The organism is Martelella sp. AD-3, assembly GCF_001578105.1.
Lineage (GTDB): Bacteria > Pseudomonadota > Alphaproteobacteria > Rhizobiales > Rhizobiaceae > Martelella.
Window position 1 is genome coordinate 2,986,624 of record NZ_CP014275.1, and the last position, 21,392, is coordinate 3,008,015.

At 62.9% G+C, this 21,392-nt stretch carries 21 protein-coding genes; 8 read left to right on the plus strand and 13 right to left on the minus strand.

Features of this window, described 5'->3' with window-relative positions:
- Positions 1-182: 182 nt before the first annotated feature.
- The 4 genes from AZF01_RS13920 to ubiE form a co-directional block, all read right to left on the minus strand.
- Entirely contained in the window at positions 183-1,469 is a 1,287-nt protein-coding gene (locus tag AZF01_RS13920) for an imelysin family protein (RefSeq protein ID WP_061449876.1), read from the minus strand.
- 151 nt (positions 1,470-1,620) lie between these two features.
- Complete coding sequence (locus AZF01_RS13925; protein ID WP_061449697.1) at positions 1,621-2,916, minus strand: RsmB/NOP family class I SAM-dependent RNA methyltransferase; 1,296 nt, start codon at positions 2,914-2,916, stop codon at positions 1,621-1,623.
- 220 nt (positions 2,917-3,136) lie between these two features.
- Complete coding sequence (gene ubiB, locus AZF01_RS13930; protein WP_024708991.1) at positions 3,137-4,729, minus strand: 2-polyprenylphenol 6-hydroxylase; 1,593 nt, start codon at positions 4,727-4,729, stop codon at positions 3,137-3,139.
- A gap of 9 nt (positions 4,730-4,738) precedes the next feature.
- Positions 4,739-5,515: a bifunctional demethylmenaquinone methyltransferase/2-methoxy-6-polyprenyl-1,4-benzoquinol methylase UbiE gene (ubiE, locus tag AZF01_RS13935; RefSeq protein ID WP_024708990.1), complete on the minus strand. Its 777-nt coding sequence runs from the start codon at positions 5,513-5,515 to the stop codon at positions 4,739-4,741.
- A 140-nt stretch (positions 5,516-5,655) separates the two neighbouring features.
- Between ubiE and mutM the strand changes: the two genes are divergently transcribed.
- On the plus strand, positions 5,656-6,546 hold the full coding sequence (gene mutM, locus AZF01_RS13940; RefSeq protein WP_024708989.1) for a bifunctional DNA-formamidopyrimidine glycosylase/DNA-(apurinic or apyrimidinic site) lyase: 891 nt from the start codon (positions 5,656-5,658) through the stop codon (positions 6,544-6,546).
- 14 nt (positions 6,547-6,560) lie between these two features.
- Here the strand turns inward: mutM and AZF01_RS13945 are convergent, their stop codons facing one another.
- Positions 6,561-7,553: a 2-hydroxyacid dehydrogenase gene (locus tag AZF01_RS13945; protein ID WP_024708988.1), complete on the minus strand. Its 993-nt coding sequence runs from the start codon at positions 7,551-7,553 to the stop codon at positions 6,561-6,563.
- 326 nt (positions 7,554-7,879) lie between these two features.
- Here AZF01_RS13945 and rpsT point away from each other — a divergent pair, with 326 nt between their 5' ends.
- Both rpsT and dnaA read left to right on the plus strand, forming a co-directional pair.
- Positions 7,880-8,146 (plus strand): 30S ribosomal protein S20, encoded by a 267-nt coding sequence (gene rpsT, locus AZF01_RS13950; RefSeq protein ID WP_024708987.1) that lies wholly within the window; start codon positions 7,880-7,882, stop codon positions 8,144-8,146.
- Between the two features lie 849 nt (positions 8,147-8,995).
- The gene (dnaA, locus tag AZF01_RS13955) at positions 8,996-10,486 is read left to right on the plus strand and encodes a chromosomal replication initiator protein DnaA (RefSeq protein ID WP_371260701.1); all 1,491 of its coding nucleotides are present in this window, start codon (positions 8,996-8,998) and stop codon (positions 10,484-10,486) included.
- Between the two features lie 101 nt (positions 10,487-10,587).
- On the opposite strand, the gene AZF01_RS13960 is transcribed toward dnaA, so the two are convergent.
- The 3 genes from AZF01_RS13960 to AZF01_RS13970 are packed head-to-tail and all read right to left on the minus strand — an operon-like array spanning position 10,588 to position 12,489.
- A complete protein-coding gene (locus AZF01_RS13960; protein WP_024708985.1) occupies positions 10,588-10,944 on the minus strand; it encodes a hypothetical protein in 357 nt (118 codons plus the stop codon).
- Entirely contained in the window at positions 10,937-12,229 is a 1,293-nt protein-coding gene (locus AZF01_RS13965; RefSeq protein WP_024708984.1) for a hypothetical protein, read from the minus strand. The genes AZF01_RS13960 and AZF01_RS13965 overlap by 8 nt, the downstream gene beginning before the upstream one ends.
- Complete coding sequence (locus AZF01_RS13970; protein ID WP_024708983.1) at positions 12,226-12,489, minus strand: hypothetical protein; 264 nt, start codon at positions 12,487-12,489, stop codon at positions 12,226-12,228. The genes AZF01_RS13965 and AZF01_RS13970 overlap by 4 nt, the downstream gene beginning before the upstream one ends.
- Positions 12,490-12,600: 111 nt before the next feature.
- On the opposite strand from AZF01_RS13970, the gene xseA reads away from it, so the two are divergent.
- Positions 12,601-14,085 carry an exodeoxyribonuclease VII large subunit gene (gene xseA, locus AZF01_RS13975; RefSeq protein ID WP_024708982.1) on the plus strand — a complete coding sequence of 495 codons (1,485 nt, stop codon included), beginning with the start codon at positions 12,601-12,603 and terminating at the stop codon, positions 14,083-14,085.
- Between the two features lie 68 nt (positions 14,086-14,153).
- Here xseA and AZF01_RS13980 read toward each other — a convergent pair whose 3' ends face one another.
- A complete protein-coding gene (locus tag AZF01_RS13980; RefSeq protein ID WP_024708981.1) occupies positions 14,154-15,410 on the minus strand; it encodes an aminopeptidase in 1,257 nt (418 codons plus the stop codon).
- Positions 15,411-15,592: 182 nt separating this feature from the next.
- On the opposite strand from AZF01_RS13980, the gene AZF01_RS13985 reads away from it, so the two are divergent.
- Positions 15,593-16,381 (plus strand): hypothetical protein, encoded by a 789-nt coding sequence (locus AZF01_RS13985; RefSeq protein ID WP_152534572.1) that lies wholly within the window; start codon positions 15,593-15,595, stop codon positions 16,379-16,381.
- Between the two features lie 148 nt (positions 16,382-16,529).
- Positions 16,530-17,204 carry a hypothetical protein gene (locus tag AZF01_RS13990; protein WP_024708979.1) on the plus strand — a complete coding sequence of 225 codons (675 nt, stop codon included), beginning with the start codon at positions 16,530-16,532 and terminating at the stop codon, positions 17,202-17,204.
- A gap of 3 nt (positions 17,205-17,207) precedes the next feature.
- On the opposite strand, the gene ybaK is transcribed toward AZF01_RS13990, so the two are convergent.
- From ybaK to AZF01_RS14005, 3 genes are all read right to left on the minus strand, one after another.
- Positions 17,208-17,681, minus strand: a complete 474-nt coding sequence (gene ybaK, locus AZF01_RS13995; protein ID WP_024708978.1) for a Cys-tRNA(Pro) deacylase — start codon at positions 17,679-17,681, stop codon at positions 17,208-17,210.
- Between the two features lie 4 nt (positions 17,682-17,685).
- Positions 17,686-18,039 carry an ArsC family reductase gene (locus AZF01_RS14000; RefSeq protein WP_024708977.1) on the minus strand — a complete coding sequence of 118 codons (354 nt, stop codon included), beginning with the start codon at positions 18,037-18,039 and terminating at the stop codon, positions 17,686-17,688.
- Positions 18,040-18,113: 74 nt separating this feature from the next.
- Positions 18,114-19,103 (minus strand): Gfo/Idh/MocA family protein, encoded by a 990-nt coding sequence (locus AZF01_RS14005; RefSeq protein ID WP_024708976.1) that lies wholly within the window; start codon positions 19,101-19,103, stop codon positions 18,114-18,116.
- 169 nt (positions 19,104-19,272) lie between these two features.
- Between AZF01_RS14005 and AZF01_RS14010 the strand changes: the two genes are divergently transcribed.
- Complete coding sequence (locus tag AZF01_RS14010; protein WP_024708975.1) at positions 19,273-20,223, plus strand: aldo/keto reductase; 951 nt, start codon at positions 19,273-19,275, stop codon at positions 20,221-20,223.
- Positions 20,220-20,672, plus strand: a complete 453-nt coding sequence (locus tag AZF01_RS14015; protein ID WP_036237644.1) for a GNAT family N-acetyltransferase — start codon at positions 20,220-20,222, stop codon at positions 20,670-20,672. Before AZF01_RS14010 ends, AZF01_RS14015 begins: the two co-directional genes overlap by 4 nt.
- 6 nt (positions 20,673-20,678) lie before the next feature.
- On the opposite strand, the gene upp is transcribed toward AZF01_RS14015, so the two are convergent.
- The gene (upp, locus tag AZF01_RS14020) at positions 20,679-21,308 is read right to left on the minus strand and encodes a uracil phosphoribosyltransferase (protein ID WP_024708973.1); all 630 of its coding nucleotides are present in this window, start codon (positions 21,306-21,308) and stop codon (positions 20,679-20,681) included.
- Positions 21,309-21,392: the final 84 nt, after the last annotated feature.

Sequence of the window (21,392 nt, forward strand, 5' to 3'; positions counted from 1 at the left end):
GTCCTTTATGTGTTGCGAGGCGCACATTTTCGCCGTCTTCTGACAGACGCTCTCGCTCTATGGACCTGTCTCGCCTTTTCTCTCAGCGTCATCCTCGGGCCTGACCCGAGGATGACGCAGAATGCGGGGCGGGTGCGGCGTTAACCGCCAAGCAGCATGAAGCCGCGCCCCAAAACCAGTTCCTACTGGAACACCGCCTCAGGCGCGTCAAGGCTGTCGGAGCCTTCCAGTTCGATCTGGCCGAGATCCAGAGCCGCGATCGCACGCTCGATCGAAGGCGTCTGGTCGATCAGTCCGTCGATGGCGGCCTGAACGGTGGCATTGCCCTCGTCATTGCCTTCGCCGATCATCTGGTCATAGGCCTCGACGGTTTCCGCGCGGGTCGCCATCGCCTCCATCGCTTCGACGGTCGCAAGCAGCTTCGTCTTCAGTTCCTCATCCAGCGCTGCGTCCTTGGCAGCAACGAGATCGGAAACCGAAGCGCCGGACATTTCCGTGCCGTCAACGCGGACGTAATCGCCGGTATAGGCCTGCAGGATGCCGATGACATCGTTCAGGTGCGAGGCATGGGTGTTGTCGGAGAAGCAATCATGCTCCTCTTCCGGATCGTGCAGCAGAAGGCCGAGCTTCATGCGCTCGCCGGCAAGCTCGCCATAGGAGAGCGAGCCCATGCCGGTGAGGATGGCGGCGACGCCGCGTGTCGGTTCCTCGGTCACATAAGCGTAGGCCTCGCCGCCTTCTTCCCAGGCCGCGACGATGTCCTCGAGGTCGGAGATCAGCAGTTCGGAGGCCGCCGAGAGATAGGCGGCGCGACGGTCGCAATTGCCGTTGGTGCAATCCTCGCCCGAAAGATAGTCCGTGTAGGAGCGTTCGCCCGCGCCGGCATCCGTGCCGTTGAGGTCCTGGCCCCAGAGCAGGAATTCGATGGCGTGATAGCCGGTCGCGACATTGGCTTCGATACCGCCGGCCTCATGCAGCGTATTGGCCAGAAGATCCGGCGTGATCTCGGCCGCATCGACGGCCTCGCCGTTGATCTCGATTTCCGGATTGGCGATCACATTGGCGGTGTAGAGCGTGTTCTCGTCGCTTTCCATGCCGTAGGAGGCGTCGACATAGTCGATCAGGCCTTCGTCCAGCGGCCAGGCATTGACCTTGCCTTCCCAGTCATCCACGGCCGGGTTGCCGAAGCGATAGACCTCGGTCTGCTGGTAGGGAACGCGGGCGGCGATCCATGCTTGCTTGGCGGCGGCCTGCGTCTCTTCGCTCGGGGCCTCGATGAAGGCCTGGATTGCCGCGTCGAGTTCCTGCGCCGTGGTCAGGCTGTCCTGATACTTGGCATGGGCGACGTCGGCGTAATGCTTGACGACCTCTTCCGGCGTCACGTCCGCCGCAAAGGCCGGCATGGCCGCAAGAACAGTCGAGGCCGCGAAAGCCGAAAGCGCAACGCGCATGGTTGTCGTGCGTTTCATGAATCCCTCTCCTTCAATGAGTTCACGCATGATTGATCGCGGTCTACATGAAGGAAAAACAAACTTGTGTCAAATAATCCAGTTATTGGACAGACAATAGGCAGACCGGGTGAATTTACGCCTTGATGATCGTCAATTCCGCTCGCTGAATTCAGAATTTTCGGACCAGAACCGCGCAGAAGAAACCATCCGTTCCCGTGGCCGCCGGCGTCAGCGTGGCAAAGCCTGCGCCGGAGACATGAGGCCGCGCCCCGACGCCGGGAAACACGGCGGACCAGACGGTTTCCATATCGACGGCCGCAAAGCCGCTGCCGGCCTCGCCTTGCAGAAACCGCGCGATCTGATCCTGATTTTCCGCCGGCAGAAGCGAACAGGTGACATAGACCAGATGTCCGCCCGGCTTGACGAAGCGTGCGGCATCGGCAAGCACCTCGGCCTGCTGGGCCGTGCGCTCCTCGAGGTTCTTTTCCGAAAGCCGCCATTTGATGTCCGGCCGGCGACGCCAGGTGCCGGTGCCCGTGCAGGGCGCATCCACCAGAACATGGTCGAAGCGCGCCTCAAGGTCCGAGAGCCCTTCCAGCGAATCGTGAACCTGTACATTGCGCGTGCCCGCCCGCTTCAGCCGCTCGATGATCGGCGCAAGCCGCGTGCGGTCGGCGTCATAGGCATGGACCTGTCCGGCGTTCTCCATCGCCGCGGCCAGCGCCAGCGTCTTGCCGCCGCCTCCGGCGCAGAAGTCGAGCACCTGATCGCCGGCCTTCGCACCGACCAGTTTGGCGACGATCTGCGAGCCCTGATCCTGCACCTCGAACCAGCCCTTCTGGAAGGAAAGCTCGGCGGTGACATTGGGCAGCCGGTCCGGTCCGCTTCCGGGCGGAATGCGGATCGCCTCCGGTGCGATCCCGCCCTCGCCGGCGCCGCTGCGGGCAAGGGCCTTCAGCACCTTCTCGCGCGTTGCCTTCAGCGTGTTGACGCGCAAATCCAGCGGCGGGCGCAGGTTCAACGCCTCGGCTTCAGCCAGCCAGTTGTCGCCGAAATTCTGCTTGAAAGCCGGCAATATCCATTCGGGAAGGTCACCGCGCACATCGTCGGGCGCATCGGCAAGGTTGCGGCTGACGAAAGCCTTGAGCGCGGCATCGGAGAGCGGTTCGGGCGCGAACTTGTCGCCGTCCAGCCGTTCGGCAAGCGCTTGCGGCGCAATGCCCCACTGGCGGAAGAGGACGGCATGGGCAAGCGCCGCCGGGCTGTCGTCCTCCATGAGCCAGGCGTGGGACAGTTTCAGCCGCAGCGCGTCATAGACGATATTGCCGATCGCCGCACGATCGCCGGAACCGGCAAACCGATGCGCCGTGCCCCAGTCCTTCAGCGCATTGGCAATCGGCCGCCGCCGCTCTTCAACGTCAGAAAGGACTTCAATCGCGCCTTGAAGACGTCCGCCGATGCGCATGGTTATGCTCCGTTGATTGGAGGGAGACGCGGAAAAGGTTTCCATCAATCTCCCCCCTTGAGGGGAAGATGCCCCGAAAGGGGCAGAGGGGGGTGAACCCTCCCGCCGATTTCGGAGCCTGATGCTTATGCCTATACCCCCCTTTGTCGCTATTGCGACATCTCCTCCTCAAGGGAGGAGATCGGCGGGCGCTATGCGGCGAGCTTACTGGCACCAAGCCCTACCCCAGCCACATGAACGACGCCACGACAGCAAGGTAACCGAGCACGATTGCTATCAGCCACAGCGCCACCCGGCCCGAACGCGTATGCCGCGCTTCGGCGCGGCCGATCGCTTCGGCCGTGTTCTCGTCAAAGCGCAGGCCCTTCTCGCTCATGGCAATGATCTCGTTGTGGAATTTCTCGGTCTTGTCGGCGATTTCCGGCACCGCCTCGGCGAGCTTCAGCGCCGCGCGCATGCCCTCGCGCATATCGGCGAGCACGCGTTTCGGGCCGAGATTCTCCTCGATCCACTTGCCGACCACGGGCTCGGAGGCCTTCCACATGTTGAAATGCGGGTCGAGCATGCGCGACACGCCCTCCACCACCACCATGGTCTTCTGCAAGTTGATCAACTGCGTCTGCGTCGACATCTCGAAAATTTCGGTGATCTCGAATAAGAGCGTAAGCAGCTTGCCCATCGAGATCGTCTCGGCCGACTGGCCGTGGATTGGCTCGCCGATGGCCCGGATCGCCTGGGCGAACGAGGCCTTGTTGTGGTGCGCCGGCACGTAGCCCGCCTCGAAATGCGCCTCCGCCACGCGCATGTAATCGCGGGTGATGAAGCCGTAGAGGATTTCGGCCAGAACCCGCCGTTCCTTCTTGCCGAGCCTGCCGACAATGCCCATGTCGACGGCGACGATCATGCCGTCATTGTCGACGAAGAGATTGCCGGGATGCATGTCGGCGTGGAAGAAGCCGTCGCGCAGCGTGTGGCGCAGGAAGGACTGGATCAGCGTGACCGCCAGCTCTTCCAGATTGTGCCCGGCCTTCTTCAGCCCCTCGAGGTCCGACATCTTGACGCCGTCGATCCATTCCATGGTGACGACATCGCGGCCGGTGCGCTCCCAGTCCACCTTCGGCAGGCGGAAACCGGGGTCCTCGGCCGTGTTCTCCGTCATCTCGGAGATGGCCGCCGCCTCGAGCCGCAAGTCCATCTCGATCTTGGTGGTCTGCTCCAGCGTGCGGGTGATGTCGACCGGGCGCAGCCTGCGGCTGGAGCGGATGAACCGCTCCTGCATGCGCGAGACCAGATACATCGCCCCGAGGTCTTCCTGGAAGCGCTGGCGAATGCCGGGACGGATCACCTTGACCGCGACCTTCTGCCGGCGGCCGTCGCCATCGATCACTTCCGCCGGATGCACCTGCGCGATCGAGGCGGCGGCAATCGGATCGCCGAAGGACGTATAGAGCTCGTCCACCGGGCGGCCGAGCGAATAGCGGATGGTGGCTTTCGATGCCTCCACCGAGAAGAACGGCATGCGGTCCTGCAGCTGCGCCAGATCGTTGGCAAAGCCGTCGCCGACCACATCAGGCCGGGTCGCTAGAAACTGGCCCATCTTCACATAGGAGGGGCCGAGCCGCGAGATCGCCTTGCCCAGCCGGTCGGAACGGTCCTTCTTGCGCGCGCTCGGCCGGGCAAACGGCACGAGCAGCGCCTTCACCAGCCGCGCATAGGCCGGCAGGCCTTCCGACGGCAGCGCGTTGATCACGCCTTCGCGGGCCAGCACCCAGCCAACGCCGAGCAGATTGAAATAGGATCGTAACGCGCCCATGAGCCGTGCCTAAAGCTTCCAGCCTGAGTGAAGGGCGGCGATGCCGCCCGAATAATTGGTGAATTTGACGCGCGAAAAACCGGCGCGTTCGATCATCGCGGCAAAGTCCGCCTGGCTCGGGAACTTGCGGATCGATTCGACCAGGTACCGGTAAGGCTCGCCGTCGCCGGCGACCGCCTTTCCGACCAGCGGAATGGCATGAAAGGACCAGGCCTCGTAGACCTTGTCGAGGATCGGCGCCTCGACCTCGGAAAATTCCAGCACGAGAAGACGCCCGCCCCGCTTCAAGACGCGGTAGGCTTCAGACAGCGCCTTGTCGATATGCGGCACGTTGCGGATGCCGAAGGCGATCGTATAGGCATCGAAGCTCTTGTCATCGAACGGCAGGTCCTCCGCATTGGCCTCGACGAAGGTGAGGTTGCCGGAAAGCCCCTTCTTCGCCGCCCGCTCCTCGCCGACGGCAAGCATCGAGCCGTTGATGTCAAGCACCGTGGCCTGCGCTAGCCCGCGCGAGGCCTTGACGATGCGAAAGGCGATATCGCCCGTGCCGCCGGCAACGTCGAGCACCCGGTAATCCGGGTTCGGCGGCGGATTGAGCGCGCTCACCATGCCGTCCTTCCAGGCGCGGTGCAGGCCCGCCGACATCAGGTCGTTCATCATGTCGTAGCGTTTGGCGACCTTGTGAAACACGTCGTTGACGAGCGGCTGCTTTTCGCCATCAGCGACGTCCTTGAAGCCGAAAGAGGTTTCCATGCCGCCCTGCGCACCGGTCCGGCTTTCAGCCATATTCGCACCTATCTGTTACCCGATTGAAATTTCAGGCGAGCATAGCGAAAGCCGAAACCTTGCGCTATTGCTGTCGCCCGCCGACAGTGCGGCTATAAACCGAAACGGAATAAAGCGAAACGCCAAAGGCTTAAATTAAGATGCCGGAACTGCCCGAAGTCGAAACCGTCCGCCGCGGACTGGCGCCCGCCATGGAGGGTCGCCGGATCGAGAAGCTCGTTCTCAACCGCGCCGACCTTCGCTTTCCCTTTCCCGAAAACCTTGTCGAGACTGCGGCGAACAGGACCATTGTCGCCCTGGGGCGACGGGCGAAATACCTGCTGATCGACCTCGATGACGGCACCACAATCATCGCCCATCTCGGCATGTCGGGTTCCTGGCGCGTCGAGGAGGAGGACGATGCCCACCTGCCGGGCCGGTTTCATGCGCCGCGCAGCGTCAATGCGCTGCATGACCACGTGATCATCGAACTGAGCGGCGCGCCGGCACGGCGCATTGTCTACAACGATCCGCGCCGCTTCGGCTTCATCAAGCTTGCGCGGAAGGCAATGCTGGAAGCTGATCCGACCTTTGCCGGCCTCGGGCCGGAGCCGACCGGCAACAGTCTCGATGCCGATTTCCTGGCCGCGCGCTTTGCCGGCAAGACGCAAGCCGTCAAATCCGCCCTCCTTGACCAGCGCAATATCGCCGGCCTCGGCAATATCTATGTCTGCGAGGCGCTCTGGCGCGCCCGGCTTTCGCCCTTTCGCGCCGCGGGCCGCCTCGTCACGCCGAGGGGAAGGCCGAAGGAAGGACTGAAGAGGCTTGTTCCGGCAATCCGCGCCGTCATTGCCGAGGCGATCGAGGCCGGGGGCTCGACGCTGCGCGACCACCGCAGGACGGACGGCACGCTCGGCTATTTCCAGCACTCCTTTTCCGTCTACGACCGCACCGGCGCACCCTGCCCGCATGAAGACTGCGGCGGCACGGTGGCCCGCGCCGTGCAGGCCGGCCGCTCGACCTTCTATTGTCCGGCCTGCCAGAAGGGATAATGGGATAGAACGCTCTATCGCCGGTCGATCGGATGGAGCGCCGCGCCCTTTTCCTCGAAGGCGGTGATGTTGCCGATCGTGGTATGGGCAATGTTATAGAGCGCCTCCTCGGTGAAGAAGCCCTGATGACCGGTGATCAGCACATTGGGAAAGGTCAGAAGCCGGGCAAAGATATCGTCGCGGATGACGGTGGAGGAGAGGTCGCGGAAGAACAGGTCCTCCTCTTCCTCATAGACATCGAGCGCCAGAGCGCCGATTCGTCCCGACTTCAGCCCCTCGATGACGGCGAGCGTATCAATGACGCCGCCGCGGCTGGTGTTGACCAGCATCCTGCAGCGCTGCATGGCGGCGATCGCATCCTCGTCGATGAAATGCCGCGTCTCCGGCGTCAGCGGGCAGTGCAGCGTGATGATCTCCGAACGCTCGAGCAATTCGCCCTTGTCGACATAGCGCGCGCCGAGCGCGATGGCCTCGTCGCTCGGATAGGGGTCGAAGGCGAGGATCTTGCAGCCGAAACCGGAAAAGGCCCGCATCACGTTGCGGCCGATCCCGCCGGTTCCGACCACGCCCACCGTCTTGCCGTGCAGGTCGAAGCCCAGAAGCCCGTTGAGCGCGAAATTGCCCTCCCGCACCCGGTTATAGGCGCGGTGGATCTTGCGGTTCAGCGTCATCACCAGCGCCAGCGTGTGTTCGGCAATGGCATAGGGCGAATAGGAGGGCACCCGGGCGGTCGCCATCTGCAGATGATCGGCGGTCGTCAGATCGAGCCGGTTGAAGCCCGCGCATCTGAGCGCAACGAGCTTGACCCCGGCCTCCTTCAGTTCCGTGAGCGTCGAGGCCCCGAGATCGTCATTGACGAAGGCGCAGACGGCCTTGGAGCCTGCGGCGAGCTTGGCCGTCGGCGCATGCAGCGGCGCCTCCGTGAACACCAGGTCATGACGCCCCTCATTGGCGGCTTTGAGGAATTCCTCGTCATAGGGCTTGGCCGAAAAGACTGTGACGCGCATGTTGCTGTACCCTTTGCCTTCTGTCTTGTGCCGTGGCCGAAGGGGCCTCCGCGGCTCTTAATCCTTCATGAAGTTTAGAACGCACCGGCGCAATGGCAATGGCGCGACACGCCGCAGCAGGAGCATTGCGGCGAGAGGCCAGCGGCGGCGGCGGGTCTTTTCTTCAATTGTTCATTGACGGACCGTCCGTTTGCCTTTATATGCCCGCACCACAGTGTTGAAAGCTGCAAAGCTTCATCGATTGCTCCCGGCAGAAAAGCGACCCTGGCCTTTGACGGCGTGCCGCCGATGCCGGAGCTTGCGACCACATTCGAAGAGAGACTTATATGGCCAATACAACTTCGGCGAAAAAGGCGACGCGCAAAATGGCCCGCCGTACCGCCATCAACAAGTCCCGCCGCTCGCGTGTTCGCGGCTTCGTCCGCAAGGTCGAGGAGGCGCTCGCAGCCGGCAATCTCGATCAGGCGAAGGAAGCGCTGAAGGCCGCCGAGCCGGAAATCGCCCGCGCCGCCAGCAAGGGCGTCCTGCATCGCAATACGGCCTCGCGCAAGGTTTCGCGTCTCGCTCAGCGGGTCAAGACGCTGAGCGCCTGAGAGCGAACAAGTACCAGCTTTTCGAAGAACCCGGCCTTTGGCCGGGTTTTTTGTTTTTCTTCATAGGCTTGCCCTTCATGACAATCGCGTTTCAACCACATGTCACAAAAATGACGATTTTTTTAACGTGATTTCAATAGGTTGCGGGAGGAAGGCCACATTTCAACCAAATTTGGCCCGAATTCGCGCCCCCGAAACGCGTCAAGAGATTTTATTTTTTCGACCCCGAATCGGCGCCGAAAAATGAGCGCCTTCCGAATCTAATTGATTCAAAAGCGATTCTTTTGAGAGCCCGGCAAGCGAGTCAAAATCGACCCCTTGAGTCAATGCGAGCAGCGGCGATTCGCGCAAAATTCCTTGTTGAAATTGACGGCCGTTCTTGCCTAAATGCTTCCCACATCAGCGGACGGATTGAGCTCCCGACCTTGTCGGGAGGGGCGCGTTCTCCAGGGACGCGTTGTCTTCCCGAAGCTGGAAGCGGAGTCGTTTTGGCTTCGTCCTTCCGACAATCATAGGTTGCGCACCGGTTTTCTTCGAGAAATCCGGTTCGGTCATTGTGTGCCTTTTTCAGGCCGGAAAACAAGCGGGGACCCAAAACGACTGACCGGACATTTTGCGGCCAGCATCACCCTTTACGAGGAAGGGCGCCGGCATGTGCAAGGAATGTCCCAAGCCCGGCTTCGACCCGGGCGATTTCAACAAACGACCCTTTGAACGGGGTCAAAGGGAAAACGGGCCGCGGGCGCACAGGGCGCTCGCGCCCGGGTGATGACTTTTGAAAGGCGGCAAGGAATGAGAACGAGGACAGTGACTTCGCGCACTGAGCAGGGTGCAGGCGCTTCAGAGGTCTTGAAAGGGGAACACAGTGAAGCACCGGACGCTGCCTTGAGTACCGACAGCCAGTTTTTCGAGCGTTTCTGCACGGCGCTCAAGGCCCATGTGGGCGCCGATGTCTATGCCAGCTGGTTCGGGCGGCTGAAGCTGCAGTCCTCTTCCAAGAGCGTTATCCGCTTCTCTGTGCCGACGGCATTCCTCAAGTCGTGGATCAACAACCACTATCTCGACCTGTTGTGCGAACTGGCACGCTCCGAGCGTCCGCAGGTGCTCAAGGTCGAGGTGCTCGTGCGTTCGGCAACGCGCGCCCAGCGTCCGCAGGTTCCCGAGGAAAAGCCGAAGCCGGTGCTGCCCCAGCAGACGGCCGCCGTGCGCCCGATTCCCCGCGCCGTCAACGACCAGCCGCTGATGCCCGAGCCCGAGGGCGGGTCTGCGCGCGGCGCGGCGCAGGGCCCGAGAACCGTTTTCGGTTCGCCGCTCGATCCCTTCTTCACCTTCGACAGCTTCGTCGAGGGTTCGTCGAACCGGGTGGCCTTCGCCGCGGCCAAGACCATTGCCGAATCCGGCATGGCGGCAGTCCGGTTCAATCCGCTTTTCATCCACTCCTCCGTGGGCCTCGGCAAGACGCATCTCCTGCAGGCCATCGCCAACGCCGCTCTCGCCTCCCCCGACAAGCAGCGCGTGGTCTATCTGACGGCCGAATACTTCATGTGGAAGTTCGCCACCGCGATCCGCGACAATGACGCGCTGACGCTGAAGGATTCGCTGCGCAATATCGATCTTCTGGTCATCGACGACATGCAGTTCCTGCAGGGCAAGATGATCCAGCACGAGTTCTGCCATCTGCTGAACACGCTGCTCGACAGCGCAAAACAGGTCGTCGTCGCCGCCGACCGCGCGCCCTGGGAACTCGAATCGCTCGATCCGCGCGTGCGTTCGCGGCTCACCGGCGGCGTCTCGCTCGAGATCGAGGCCCCGGATTATGCCATGCGGTTTGAAATGCTGAAGCGCAGGCTCGCCCTCGCCCGCCAGGAAGACCCGTCGATCGATATCGCCGCAGACGTCCTGGACCATGTCGCCCGCAAGGTGACGGCGAGCGGCCGCGAACTGGAAGGCGCGTTCAACCAGCTCCTGTTCCGCCGCTCCTTCGAGCCGGACCTTTCGATCGAACGGGTCGACGAGCTGCTGGTACATCTTGTCGGCACGGGCGAACCGAAGCGCGTGCGGATCGAGGACATCCAGCGCGTGGTCGCGCGTCATTACTGCGTGACGCGCCAGGAACTCGTTTCCAACCGCCGCACGCGGGTGATCGTCAAGCCGCGGCAGATTGCCATGTTCCTGGCGAAAACCATGACGCCGCGCTCCTTCCCCGAAATCGGTCGCCGCTTCGGCGGACGCGATCATACGACGGTTCTGCATGCCGTGCGCAAGATCGAGGATCTTCTGGAAAAGGACCAGAAACTCTCGCAGGAAGTCGAGTTGCTGAAGCGGCTGATCAACGAATAGCCCCGCTGCTGCCTGCGGCAGTCATCAGGGAGCGTTCCAGCTGATGCGCGGATAGGATGATCGGAAATGGCGGCCCGGCGGGTCGCCATTCTTCATTTTCATCAGGCGAAGCGTTCGGCCGGCGTTGCCGGTTCGGGCGCGACCACATGGGCCTCCAGTTCCGCCGGCAGAACCGTGCCGTCGGCCAGACGGAGATTGAAGTGGTAGCCGGCGACGGCCGTCATCTCCGCATGCTCATTGCCATCGCCGTCCATCCGCGTCTCGCCGGTCGGGGCGTAGACGAGACCGTCGCAGGCCGCGCCCACGGGCTTGAGCGCCAGCATGCCCGCCGGCAGGCCGGTATCGCGGTAGCCAAGGCGGACATCCGCTCCCTCCTCGGCCGGGGCCGTCACGCCCACGCTGGCAAGCGTCGCCAGCGCCTCGGCATGGTCTTCGAACTTCAGAAACACATCACGCATAGGGCGCCGCCTTTGCTTGCAGGTCCGCATCGGCCATCCGGAACGGCCAGATCACCAGTTGATCGTACCAGCCGGCGGCAAAGCGATCGGTTGTCGATGCGTTCTCGTCGCGGCCGAGATAGATCTTGGCCGTGTCGCACAGAAGCTCCCGGCTGGCCGTCACCACGGCGTTGCCATTGTAGGAGCCGCCGATGACGTCCTCGGCCCTGTCGAAACAGAAGGCAACGCCGGCGCGCGGCAACGGCTTGGCGAGCCCGGTGGCAAGTGCCGCCGTCTGGTCGACCAGAAGATCGGTTCCGGAAAAGCCGAGCAAGGGATAGTAGCTTGCCCCGCCCATGATCCTGCCGACAGATCCGACAAGGCCTTCACATTGAACCAGCAAGGAGGCCTTGTCGCGCTGAAGAAGCGTGGCAACGGCATCACTCAGCCGCGCCTTGTCGGCAGGCCGGGTGACGGCGCTGCCGCCGCTCGTGACGATGGGAGAGCTGGTCACCGCAGACTGCTCGAACTGGGGCAGGATGAAGTACACCACCGCGCCGGGTCGCGCCCGGACGCTGAAGGTCGCGCCGGTCGTTGTCGCGTGTCCGTCGAGCGTCACGCGCTGATAGGCGGCATTCGCAAAACTGGGGCTGTTGACCACACCGCTGATACGCAGATAGCCCTCGCCCGCCGCAACGCGCACATAGGCCGAGATCGAGTGAAGTGCCGAGTTGCCCGCGTCCCCCGCCGCAACGGCAAAGGCGTCCGCCGTCCCGGCCGTGTTGTCCAGCCTGTAGACCTTTCCGGACGAGCAGACCTCGGAAAGCCCTGCGGCGGAAAGGGCAGCGGTATCGTCAACGACCGAAAGCACAGCCGGCGCGCCGGAGCCGCCCATCCCGGTCAGATCGGTCGGATTGGCGTTGTTGCACAGCACCTTGTTGGTCGCAGGGCCTTCGAGCAGCAATTGTCGCCGCCCGTTGGCGTGGTCGAAGCGCGGCACGTTCGCCGCCGCCATCCTGATCATGCCTGCTTCGTCGATATAGGTCGCGAAGCCCGGCCGGGCGAACGAAACCAGACGGTCAAAGGAGACTGCCGAGAGGATTGCCAGTTCGGACACAGACGCCAGCCCGATGGCGGGGGCGCCGATACGGGTCAGGGCATAGCGGCTGCCGGCAAAATCCAGAACCGCCGCCGGTCCGAAACGCCCCGTCCCGCTGTCCGGGAAGGCATAAAAGGCCGGCGACACCGCAAATCCGCCGGAACGCTGGTCGTTGCCGGGCAGCGCTATTCCGCTCGCGATCCTCATACGAGCCCCACCAGAGCGGCTGCAGTGGTGCCGGTGACAAGCACGCGGCTGATGCGAACCGGCAGAACGAAGCCGGAGGGCAGGTTCTCGAATGTCACCGTTTCCCCGGAGATCAGGGTTGCGGTCATGCTGCCGCCGATGCCGACATAAATGGCCCGCGTCACCTCTTCCAGCGGAACGGCGTCGTCGGGGACAATTTCGAAACCGTCATAGGCCGGGCTCGTCGGCGTGGCGTTGCGTGAGGAAAAACGATCTGTCATGGCAGTTCTCCTGTTGGACGTTGATTTCGGAGAGTCTGCCAGAGCCACAGCGGGCGGGGATTTCAGGGGAACAACGGTGAAAGACGGGGATCAATCGGCTAGACTGAGGCCATGAGCAATCTGTTTGACGCCGAATCAGCCTCCAACCTGACCGAGTTCACCGTTTCGGAGCTCTCCGGCTCGATCAAGCGCACGGTGGAGGATCGGTTCGATCGCATCCGTCTGCGCGGCGAAATCTCCGGCTTTCGCGGCCGGCACTCCTCGGGACATGCCTATTTTTCGCTGAAGGACGAGCGCGCGCGCATCGACGCCGTCATCTGGCGCGGCGTATTCTCGGGCCTGACGATCAAGCCGGAGGAAGGCATGGAGGTGATTGCGACCGGCAAGGTCACCACCTTCCCCGGCGCCTCGAAATACCAGATCGTCATCGAATCGCTGGAGCCCGCCGGCGCCGGCGCGCTGATGGCGCTCCTGGAGGAGCGGCGCAAGAAGCTCGCCGCCGAAGGGCTTTTCGACGAAAGCGCCAAGAAGCCGATCCCCTTCATGCCGCGCGTCGTCGGCGTCGTCACCTCGCCCACCGGCGCGGTCATCCGCGACATTCTCCACCGCATCACCGATCGCTTTCCCGTTCATGTCGTCGTCTGGCCGGTCAAGGTCCAGGGCGAGGGTTCGGGCGATGCCGTGGCTGCTGCCATTCGCGGCTTCAATGCCTGCGCGCCAGGCGGTCCGGTCAGGCGGCCGGACGTCCTGATCGTCGCGCGCGGCGGCGGCTCGCTGGAAGACCTCTGGGGCTTCAACGACGAGGCCGTGGTGCGCGCCGCCTATGAAAGTGACATTCCGCTGATTTCCGCCGTCGGCCATGAAACGGACTGGACGCTGATCGACCATGCCGCCGATTACCGCGCGCCAACGCCGACGGGCGCTGCCGAACGCGCGGTTCCGGTGAAGGCCGATCTTGCCGCCGATCAGGCGCGCCAGGCCGCGCGGCTCTCCTCCGCCATGACGCGGCTGATGGACTTCCGTCGCCAGACACTGACCGGTCTTGCCCGCGGTCTGCCCTCGCTCGACCAGTTGCTGGCGCTTCCGCGACGCCGTTTTGATGAGGCCGCGCTGCGGCTCACGCGGGCGCTGGAACTCAACACAATCAACAAGCGCCGGACATTCGAGCGCAGCGCCTCCGGCCTTTCCGGCATGCCGCAGCGGCTTTCGATGATGGTGGCGCGCGACCGCGAACAGGTTTCGGTCCTGACGGCGCGCGCCGACACCGCGATCGCGGCCAATTTGAAGACCCACCGCGCCGCCCTTGCGAGCCAGCACCGCGTGCTGAACTCCCTATCCTACAGGAACGTGCTTGCGCGCGGCTTTGCCGTGATCCGCGACGATGCGAACAGACCGATTTCACGCGCCGAAGGTCTCGATCAGGGCAAGGCGGTCGAAATCGAATTCGCCGATGGCCGCGTCAGTGCGGTAACGGGCGAAAGTGCTGCTGTAACCGCAGAGCCGGCAAAGGAAATGGCGGCGTCTGAAAAGCCGAAGCAGCCGCGGAAGAAGCCAGCCGCCAAAACAAGGCCGCCCGAACAGGGCAGCCTGTTCTGAGCGGCACTTTTCCCCAATCAGCCCCGGGTCGAAGCCGTGGCTGCGTCAACAGCAAACCTGTTGCGCCCTCAGTCGGCCCATTCGCCGCCGCGCATCACCGGCGTGGCGTTGCCGTCGGCATCGAGCCCGTCAATGTCGATCTTGTCCGAGCCGATCATCCAGTCGATATGGATCAGGGAGGAATTGCCGCCCCTGGCCGCAATCTCGTCGGCGGAAAGCTTGTCGCCGTCGATGAAGCATTTCGAATAGCACTGGCCGAGCGCGATATGGCAGGAGGCGTTCTCGTCGAACAGCGTGTTGTAGAACAGGATGCCGCTTGCCGAGATCGGCGAGGAATGCGGCACCAGCGCCACTTCGCCGAGACGGCGCGCGCCTTCATCCGTGTCGAGCACCTTGTTCAGGACGTCGCCGCCCTTGGCCGCCGCCGCATGCACGATCCGCCCGCCCTCAAACTGAACGCGGATATCGTCGATCAGCGTGCCCTGATGCGACAGAGGCTTGGTGGAGGAGACGTGACCTTCGACCCTGAGCCGGTGCGGCGTGGTGAACACTTCCTCGGTCGGGATGTTCGGATTGCAGATGATGCCGTTCTTGGCCATCGAAGCGCCGCCGCTCCATTCATGTTCGTCGGCAAGGCCGATGGTGAGATCGGTTCCCGGCCCCTGGTAGCGCAGCGCCGAAAAGCGCTTGCCGTTGAGCCAGGCCGAACGGGCATGGAGATTGTCGTTATGCTCTTTCCACGCGGCGATCGGATCCGGCCGGTCGACACGCGAGGCCGCGAAGATCGCCTTCGCCAGTTTCGCCACCGCCATGGCATCCGGATCATCGGGAAATACCGTCTTGGCCCAGGCAAGCGAGGGATAGGAGACGATGTTCCAGTTGATGTCGAAGCCGGCGATCTTTTCCAGCGCCGGCTTGTAGGCGGTCGAATTCGCCCGGTTGGCGCGCGAGACCTTTTCCGGGTCCTGGGCGGCAAGCAGCATCGGGTCGTCGCCCGCGATCGCCAGCCGCGCGGCGCCGCGCGCGTAGGCCATGCCCATGCCCTCGTAGAGCCAGTTGGCGGCCTTGTCGAAACTGGCGTCGTGGGCGTTTTCGAAACGCTCGAGCGTTGCCTGCGGATCGGCGAAGATCGTCGTCACCACGCCAGCGCCGGCCCTGTAGGCATGGCGCGTGATCAGCCGCGTCAGCGGCTGCGCCTCGATCGGCGCGGTCATCACCAGATCCTGGCCTTCCGCCAGATTGAGGCCGACATGCACCGCCACTTCCGCCAGCTTTTCCAGCGCTTTGAGATCGATGGGATGGGGAAGTCTGGTCTCGACGGTCATGAGGGCCTCACGCAATTGGTTTGTCTTGAGACCTATCTAGTGTGGTTTGAACGAGAATTGAAGCGCTGTCGCGATACAAACGGGGCCCCTTTCGCCCACCGTTCATCGCTTGACATGTGATTGAAAATCGCCTCAACTCAACCCTGGGTAACATTTCCACCAGCGAGGGGAGACGGCGAGGAATGTCCTTACGATCAGAAGCTCTGGCTCTCAGTCTTTTCGCGGCCCTTTTCTCGGCAGCCGGCCCGTTGGCCGCCAATGAACCTTCCTGGTCCTTCGATGAACACCCACAACCCTATGGCGACCAGCTTGCCCCTTCCGAAAGGGATCGTCTCCGCCAGGCGGACGATCTTGACTGGCCGCGGCGCTGCGCCGCCCGGCTTCAGACGGCATTCGCCGTCTACAAGGCGCACTATCCGGATTACGCCGCCGGCGCTCCAACCGATGTCGCCCTTAAACAGTGGATGGATTACATGGTTCGCCTTGGCAGCAATGAAGCGAGCGGCTGCGTGGTCAGCCTGCTGGAAGTCGCCATTGATGACATTCTTTTCGATGAGGGGCCTTTTCCCGACCTCTTTTGCGGGAAGCTCGCGCGGGAACCGGCATCCGAGGCCGAACAGCATCTGTCAGCGCTGCTGGCAAAGATGACGGAATATGCCGAAACGCTGAACAGGGACGCCGTCGAGGCCTTCCTCCGGCTGGGGGAGGACACGATGACGACGCGGTTCAATCCCGATATCCGTTATTTCCTCGAACGCACGCTCGCCTGGCAGACCGGCAAGCCCCTTTCGCCGGAATTCAGGGAGATCGTGATCGCTCAGATGGGGCAGGAAAGGCTCGATGACGTCGAAAAGGCCTATGGGCGGAACGATCTTCGCGGGGTGATCGAAACCTCGCCGGAATGCACATCGTGGTCGGACGAGATCGTGCCGAAAGAGGCGCTGAATGTTGAGACAATTTGGCGGCGTTGACCTGACTGGCCTTGCTGACCGAGCATCACAGGGGTTTACGGGGAGAATACCGATGCGCCTATTATCTGCTTCCTGCCTGTTTCTGTTTTCGGCGGCTTTGCCGGCACAGGCAAATTGGTCTTTCACAGACCACCCTCATCCGGATTTTATGGACGAGTACAGCGCAGAAGAGGACGCCATGATTGCCGATCTGGAAGCGATGGGGGCGGGAATTAATAATTGCTCTGCCGAAATCGTGTTCGAGTATCTGATCTACAACCGACGCTATCCCGAATTCGCTTTCACGCATGAGTTCAACGAAGGACTGGAAATCTGGAAGCATCATGTGCTTGAGACCAACCGCGCAGCCTCTTCGTTCTGCATCGTCATCGAGGTGACCGAGGAACTGCGCGAACTTTATTCCTACGATTTTGCAACACCGACCGAAGGTCTGTTCTGCGGCAAACCTGGTCGTCCGTACACCAACGCGGAAGAAAGCCGCATCATGGGGCTTCTCGACAGGCTCGTCAGCTATGCCGCGACCGGTAACTCCTTCGCGCTTCCGGCACTTGCGGAGGTCGAGGGCTGGTCCGACATCCGGCTCAATCCGGATATCCGCTATTATGTCGAAGCCCGGCAGGCACGCCGCTACGGCAACGAGCCGGCGCCGATCCTGCGCGACACCGTAATCGCGCTTCAGGGCAAGGACCGGCTTGCCTTTGTCGAGGACGCCATCGCGCGCAATGATCTCTACGCCGTGATCGAGACCAGCCCGCCCTGCTCGGCCTTCACGCCCGAAGCGCTGGCAAAGGCGCAAGAGGCAGCCAGGGGCGATCCGATCTGAGGCTTATGCGATAATGCCGGCCGTTTCCGCGCCGAGCGCTTTCACCGCATCTGCCGGCGCGAGCTTCACCTGAAGGCCGCGCTGGCCGCCATTCATGATCACGTAGGGGTGGCCAAGGGCGGCAGCTTCAAAGACCACCGGCACGCGCTTTCTCTGGCCGAAGGGCGAGATGCCGCCGACGTGATAGCCGGAAAGCCGCTCCGCCGCCGGCACATCCAGCATATGCGCATGCTTGCCCTTGAAGACGGCGGCAAGCTTCTTCATCGAGACTTCGGCATTGGACGGCAGAACGGCGCAGACCGGCTTGCCGTCGACCTCGGCCATCAGCGTTTTCAAAACGCGTTCCGCCGGCTCGCCAATGGCCTCTGCCGCCTGCAGCCCCACCTTGAAGGCGTTCGGGTCATAGTCATATTGCTGGATCGTGTAGGTTACACCGGCCTTGTCGAGAAACCGGGTCGCCTGCGTGGTTTTCGCCATCGGCTCAGTCCTTGCCGAAAAACGCCGCGTAATCGTCAGGCTTGAAACCGACGATCAGCCGGTCGTCATCCTCCAGCACCGGGCGCTTTATCATCGATGGGTTTGCGAGCATCAGCGCGATCGCCTTGTCCCGGTCGAGACCCTGCTTTTCGGCGTCGTCCAGCTTGCGGAAGGTCATGCCGGCGCGGTTCAGCACCTTTTCCCAGCCCGCCGCATCGCACCAGCGTTCCAGATGCGCGCGATCGATGCCGGCCTTCTTGTAGTCGTGGAACGCATAGGCGACGTCGTGCGCGTCAAGCCAGGTCCAGGCCTTCTTCATCGTGTCGCAGTTTTTAATGCCGTAAAGCGTCGTCGCCATGGCCTCGATCTTTCAAAAAAGGCAGGCGGTCTTTGAGGCCGCCTGCGATCCAGTAATAATCCGCCCGTCAGCGATCAGACCGTTTCCCAGCCGCCGTCCAGCTTGCCGGCGCGGTAGATCGCGTCGATCACCCGCTGGTTCTTCACCGAATCCTCCAGCGTGAACACCTCGACATCACCGCCGGCGGCAGCCTTCGAAAAGGCCTCGACCTCGCGGACATATTGCCGGCTGTCCTGAAAACGGAACGCCTGGGTCTCGGAGTGGCTCTGGTTGGAGAGCAGCACCGTTTCCTCGCCCCAGCGGTTGGCGTTGAAGGGGGAGACCACCTCGATCAGACCCTTGGTGCCGTGGAAGGCCATGGTCTGGCGGTTGGCGAGCTGGGTGGAGACGTAGAAGCTCATCTCGAAGCCCGGGAACTCCGCCTTGACGGAGGCATAGATATCCGTGCCGAATTCGCTGTCATAGCGCACCGTCGCCTGCAGCCGTTCGGGTTCCGCGCCGGTGACAAAACGGGCCGTCACCGTCGGATAGACGCCGATATCCGGCAGGCCGCCGCCCCCGAGTTCCGGGATATTGCGCATATTGGTCGCATCGCGCAGGAAATAGGAAAACGCCCCCTGCACATGCTGCAGCTCGCCGATCGCGCCGTCGGCCAGAAGCGCGCGGACCTTGGTCCAGACCGGCGCATAGGTGACCATGAAGGCCTCGCTGATCAGCACCTTGTTGCGGTCGCGCGCGGCGATCACCGGTTCGATGTCCCCGGCCTTCAGCGCCAGCGGCTTTTCCACCAGGACATGTTTTCCGGCGTCCGCCGCCTTGATCGCCCATTCCACATGCTGGGAGGTCGGCAGCGGGATATAGACCGCGTCGATCGTATCGCTCGCCAGCATCTCCTCGTAGGAGGCGAAGGCATGCGGCGCGCCGAAACGGGTCGCCATCGCCTGCGCCCGCTCCAGATCGCGGCTGGCAACGGCCGCAAGCACCGCATTTTCCGCGTCGACGATTGCCGGCACCACGAGTTCGCGACCGATCTTGGCGGTCGAGACTATACCAAAACGCAACATGGGGAATCCTCACCTGTTATTTCGGCGGCCAGCATAGGAACCGGCAGGCGGGTGTGCAAGCGGCTCGATAGCCAGTTCACGGCCTCGCCCGCCCGTGGGCTCCATTGCCATGCGGGGACGGGCAACCTACGTTAGGAACAGCGACGTCACCAGCACCCGGGAGAAGAACATGCACATGCGAAGACTTGGCAGAACGGATATCGACATCGCACCTGTCGTCTTCGGCGGCAATGTGTTCGGCTGGACGGCGGATGAACAGACCTCCTTCGCGCTGCTGGACCGTTTCGTCGGCGCGGGCTTCAATGCCATCGACACGGCGGACGTCTATTCCGCATGGGCCGAGGGCAACAAGGGCGGCGAGTCGGAGACAATCATCGGCAACTGGCTGAAGCGCGGCGGCGTGAAGCGCGAAGACGTCGTCATCATTACCAAGGTGGGCTCGGAAATGGGACCCGGCATGAAGGGCCTGAAGGAAGGCTGGATCATGCAGGCCGTCGAAGATTCGCTGCAACGACTGCGGACCGACTATCTCGACGTCTATCTCGCGCACTGGCCGGATCCCGAGACCGAGTATGAGGAGACGATCGCTGCCTTTACCAAATTGCGCGAGCAGGGCAAGGTCCGCGCCATCGGCGCGTCGAACCTTGACGCGGCGCAGCTTGAGGAGGCGCTCAGGGTCGCCGAACATACCGGCAGGGCGCGCTATGACGTGCTGCAGCCGGAATACAATCTCTACGCCCGCTCCGGCTTCGAGGGCGCGCTGGCGGAACTCTGCGTCGAGCACGATATCGGCGTGATCACCTATTTCAGCCTCGCGGCGGGCTTCCTCACCGGCAAATACAAATCCGTCGATGATGCGGAGGGCCAGGCGCGCGGCGCAAGCGTGGCGAAATATTTCGAGGATCGCGGCAGGCGTATCCTTCGGGCGCTGGAGACGGTTTCCGCCGATACCGGCGAGCATCCGGCGGCGATCGCGCTGGCCTGGCTGATGACCCGGCGCGGCGTCACCGCGCCAATCGCCAGCGCCTCGCGGCTCGATCAGATGGACACGCTCCTGCGCGCGCCGGAGATCGCGCTTTCACAGGAAGCCCTGCAACTGCTGCAGGAAGCCGGCGAATGAGCGAGATCGTCATTCGCCGGGCGGAGGCCGGGGACAAGCAAGCCTGGCTTGGACTGTGGCGGGGCTACCTGACCTTTTATGGCGCCGGTATCAGCGCCGAAGTGACCGAAACGACATGGTCCCGGATCATCGATCCGATCGTGCCCGTCTTTACCCTGCTGGCAACCGCTGATGACCGGCCGGCGGGCTTTGCCACCTGCATTCTCCATCCGCGCACATGGGCAATCGAGCCCGCCTGCTATCTGGAGGACCTGTTCGTGGAGGAAAGCCAGCGCGGGCGCGGCATCGGCAGACGGCTGATCGATGACCTGATCGCGATGGGCAAGCGCGATGGCTGGACCAATCTCTACTGGCACACCAATTCCGGCAACGAGACCGCGCGCAGGCTTTATGACCGCTATGACAGGGCCGACGATTTTGTGCGCTACCGCCTGCCACTGAAGGGTTAAGGCAGCTTACTTGGTGCCGTACATCCGGTCACCGGCATCGCCCAGCCCAGGAACGATATAGCCCTTCTCGTTCAGATGGCTGTCAATGGCGGCGGTGTAGACCGGCACGTCCGGATGGCTGTTGCGGAAATGCTCGATCCCCTCGGGCGCGGCCAGGAGGCAGAGGAAGCGGATATTGGAAACGCCGCGTTCCTTCAGCCGGTCGATGGCGGCGATCGACGAATTGCCGGTCGCCAGCATCGGGTCAACGACGATCACCAGCCGCTCGCCGATATCCTCCGGCGCCTTGAAGAAATATTCGATCGCCTCCAGCGTTTCATGGTCGCGGTAGACGCCGATATGGGAAACGCGCGCAGAGGGAACGAGGTCGAGCATGCCTTCCAGCAGACCGTTGCCGGCGCGCAGGATGGAGGCGAAGACCAGCTTCTTGCCTTCCAGAACCGGCGCTTCCATCGTCGTCAGCGGCGTCTCGATCGTTTCCATGGTGAGTTCGAGATCGCGCGTCACCTCATAGCAGAGCAGCGTCGAAATCTCGCGGAGCAGCCTGCGGAAGCCCGCCGTGGACGTGTCCTTCTGACGCATCTTCGTCAGCTTGTGTTGAACCAGGGGGTGGTCGATGACCGTTACGCCGTCCATGAGCTTCAATCCCGCTTTGATCGTGTCGTGCTGAAACCTTCTATGGCGCAAAAGCGACCGGCGCGGCAAGCACGGCGCCCGCCT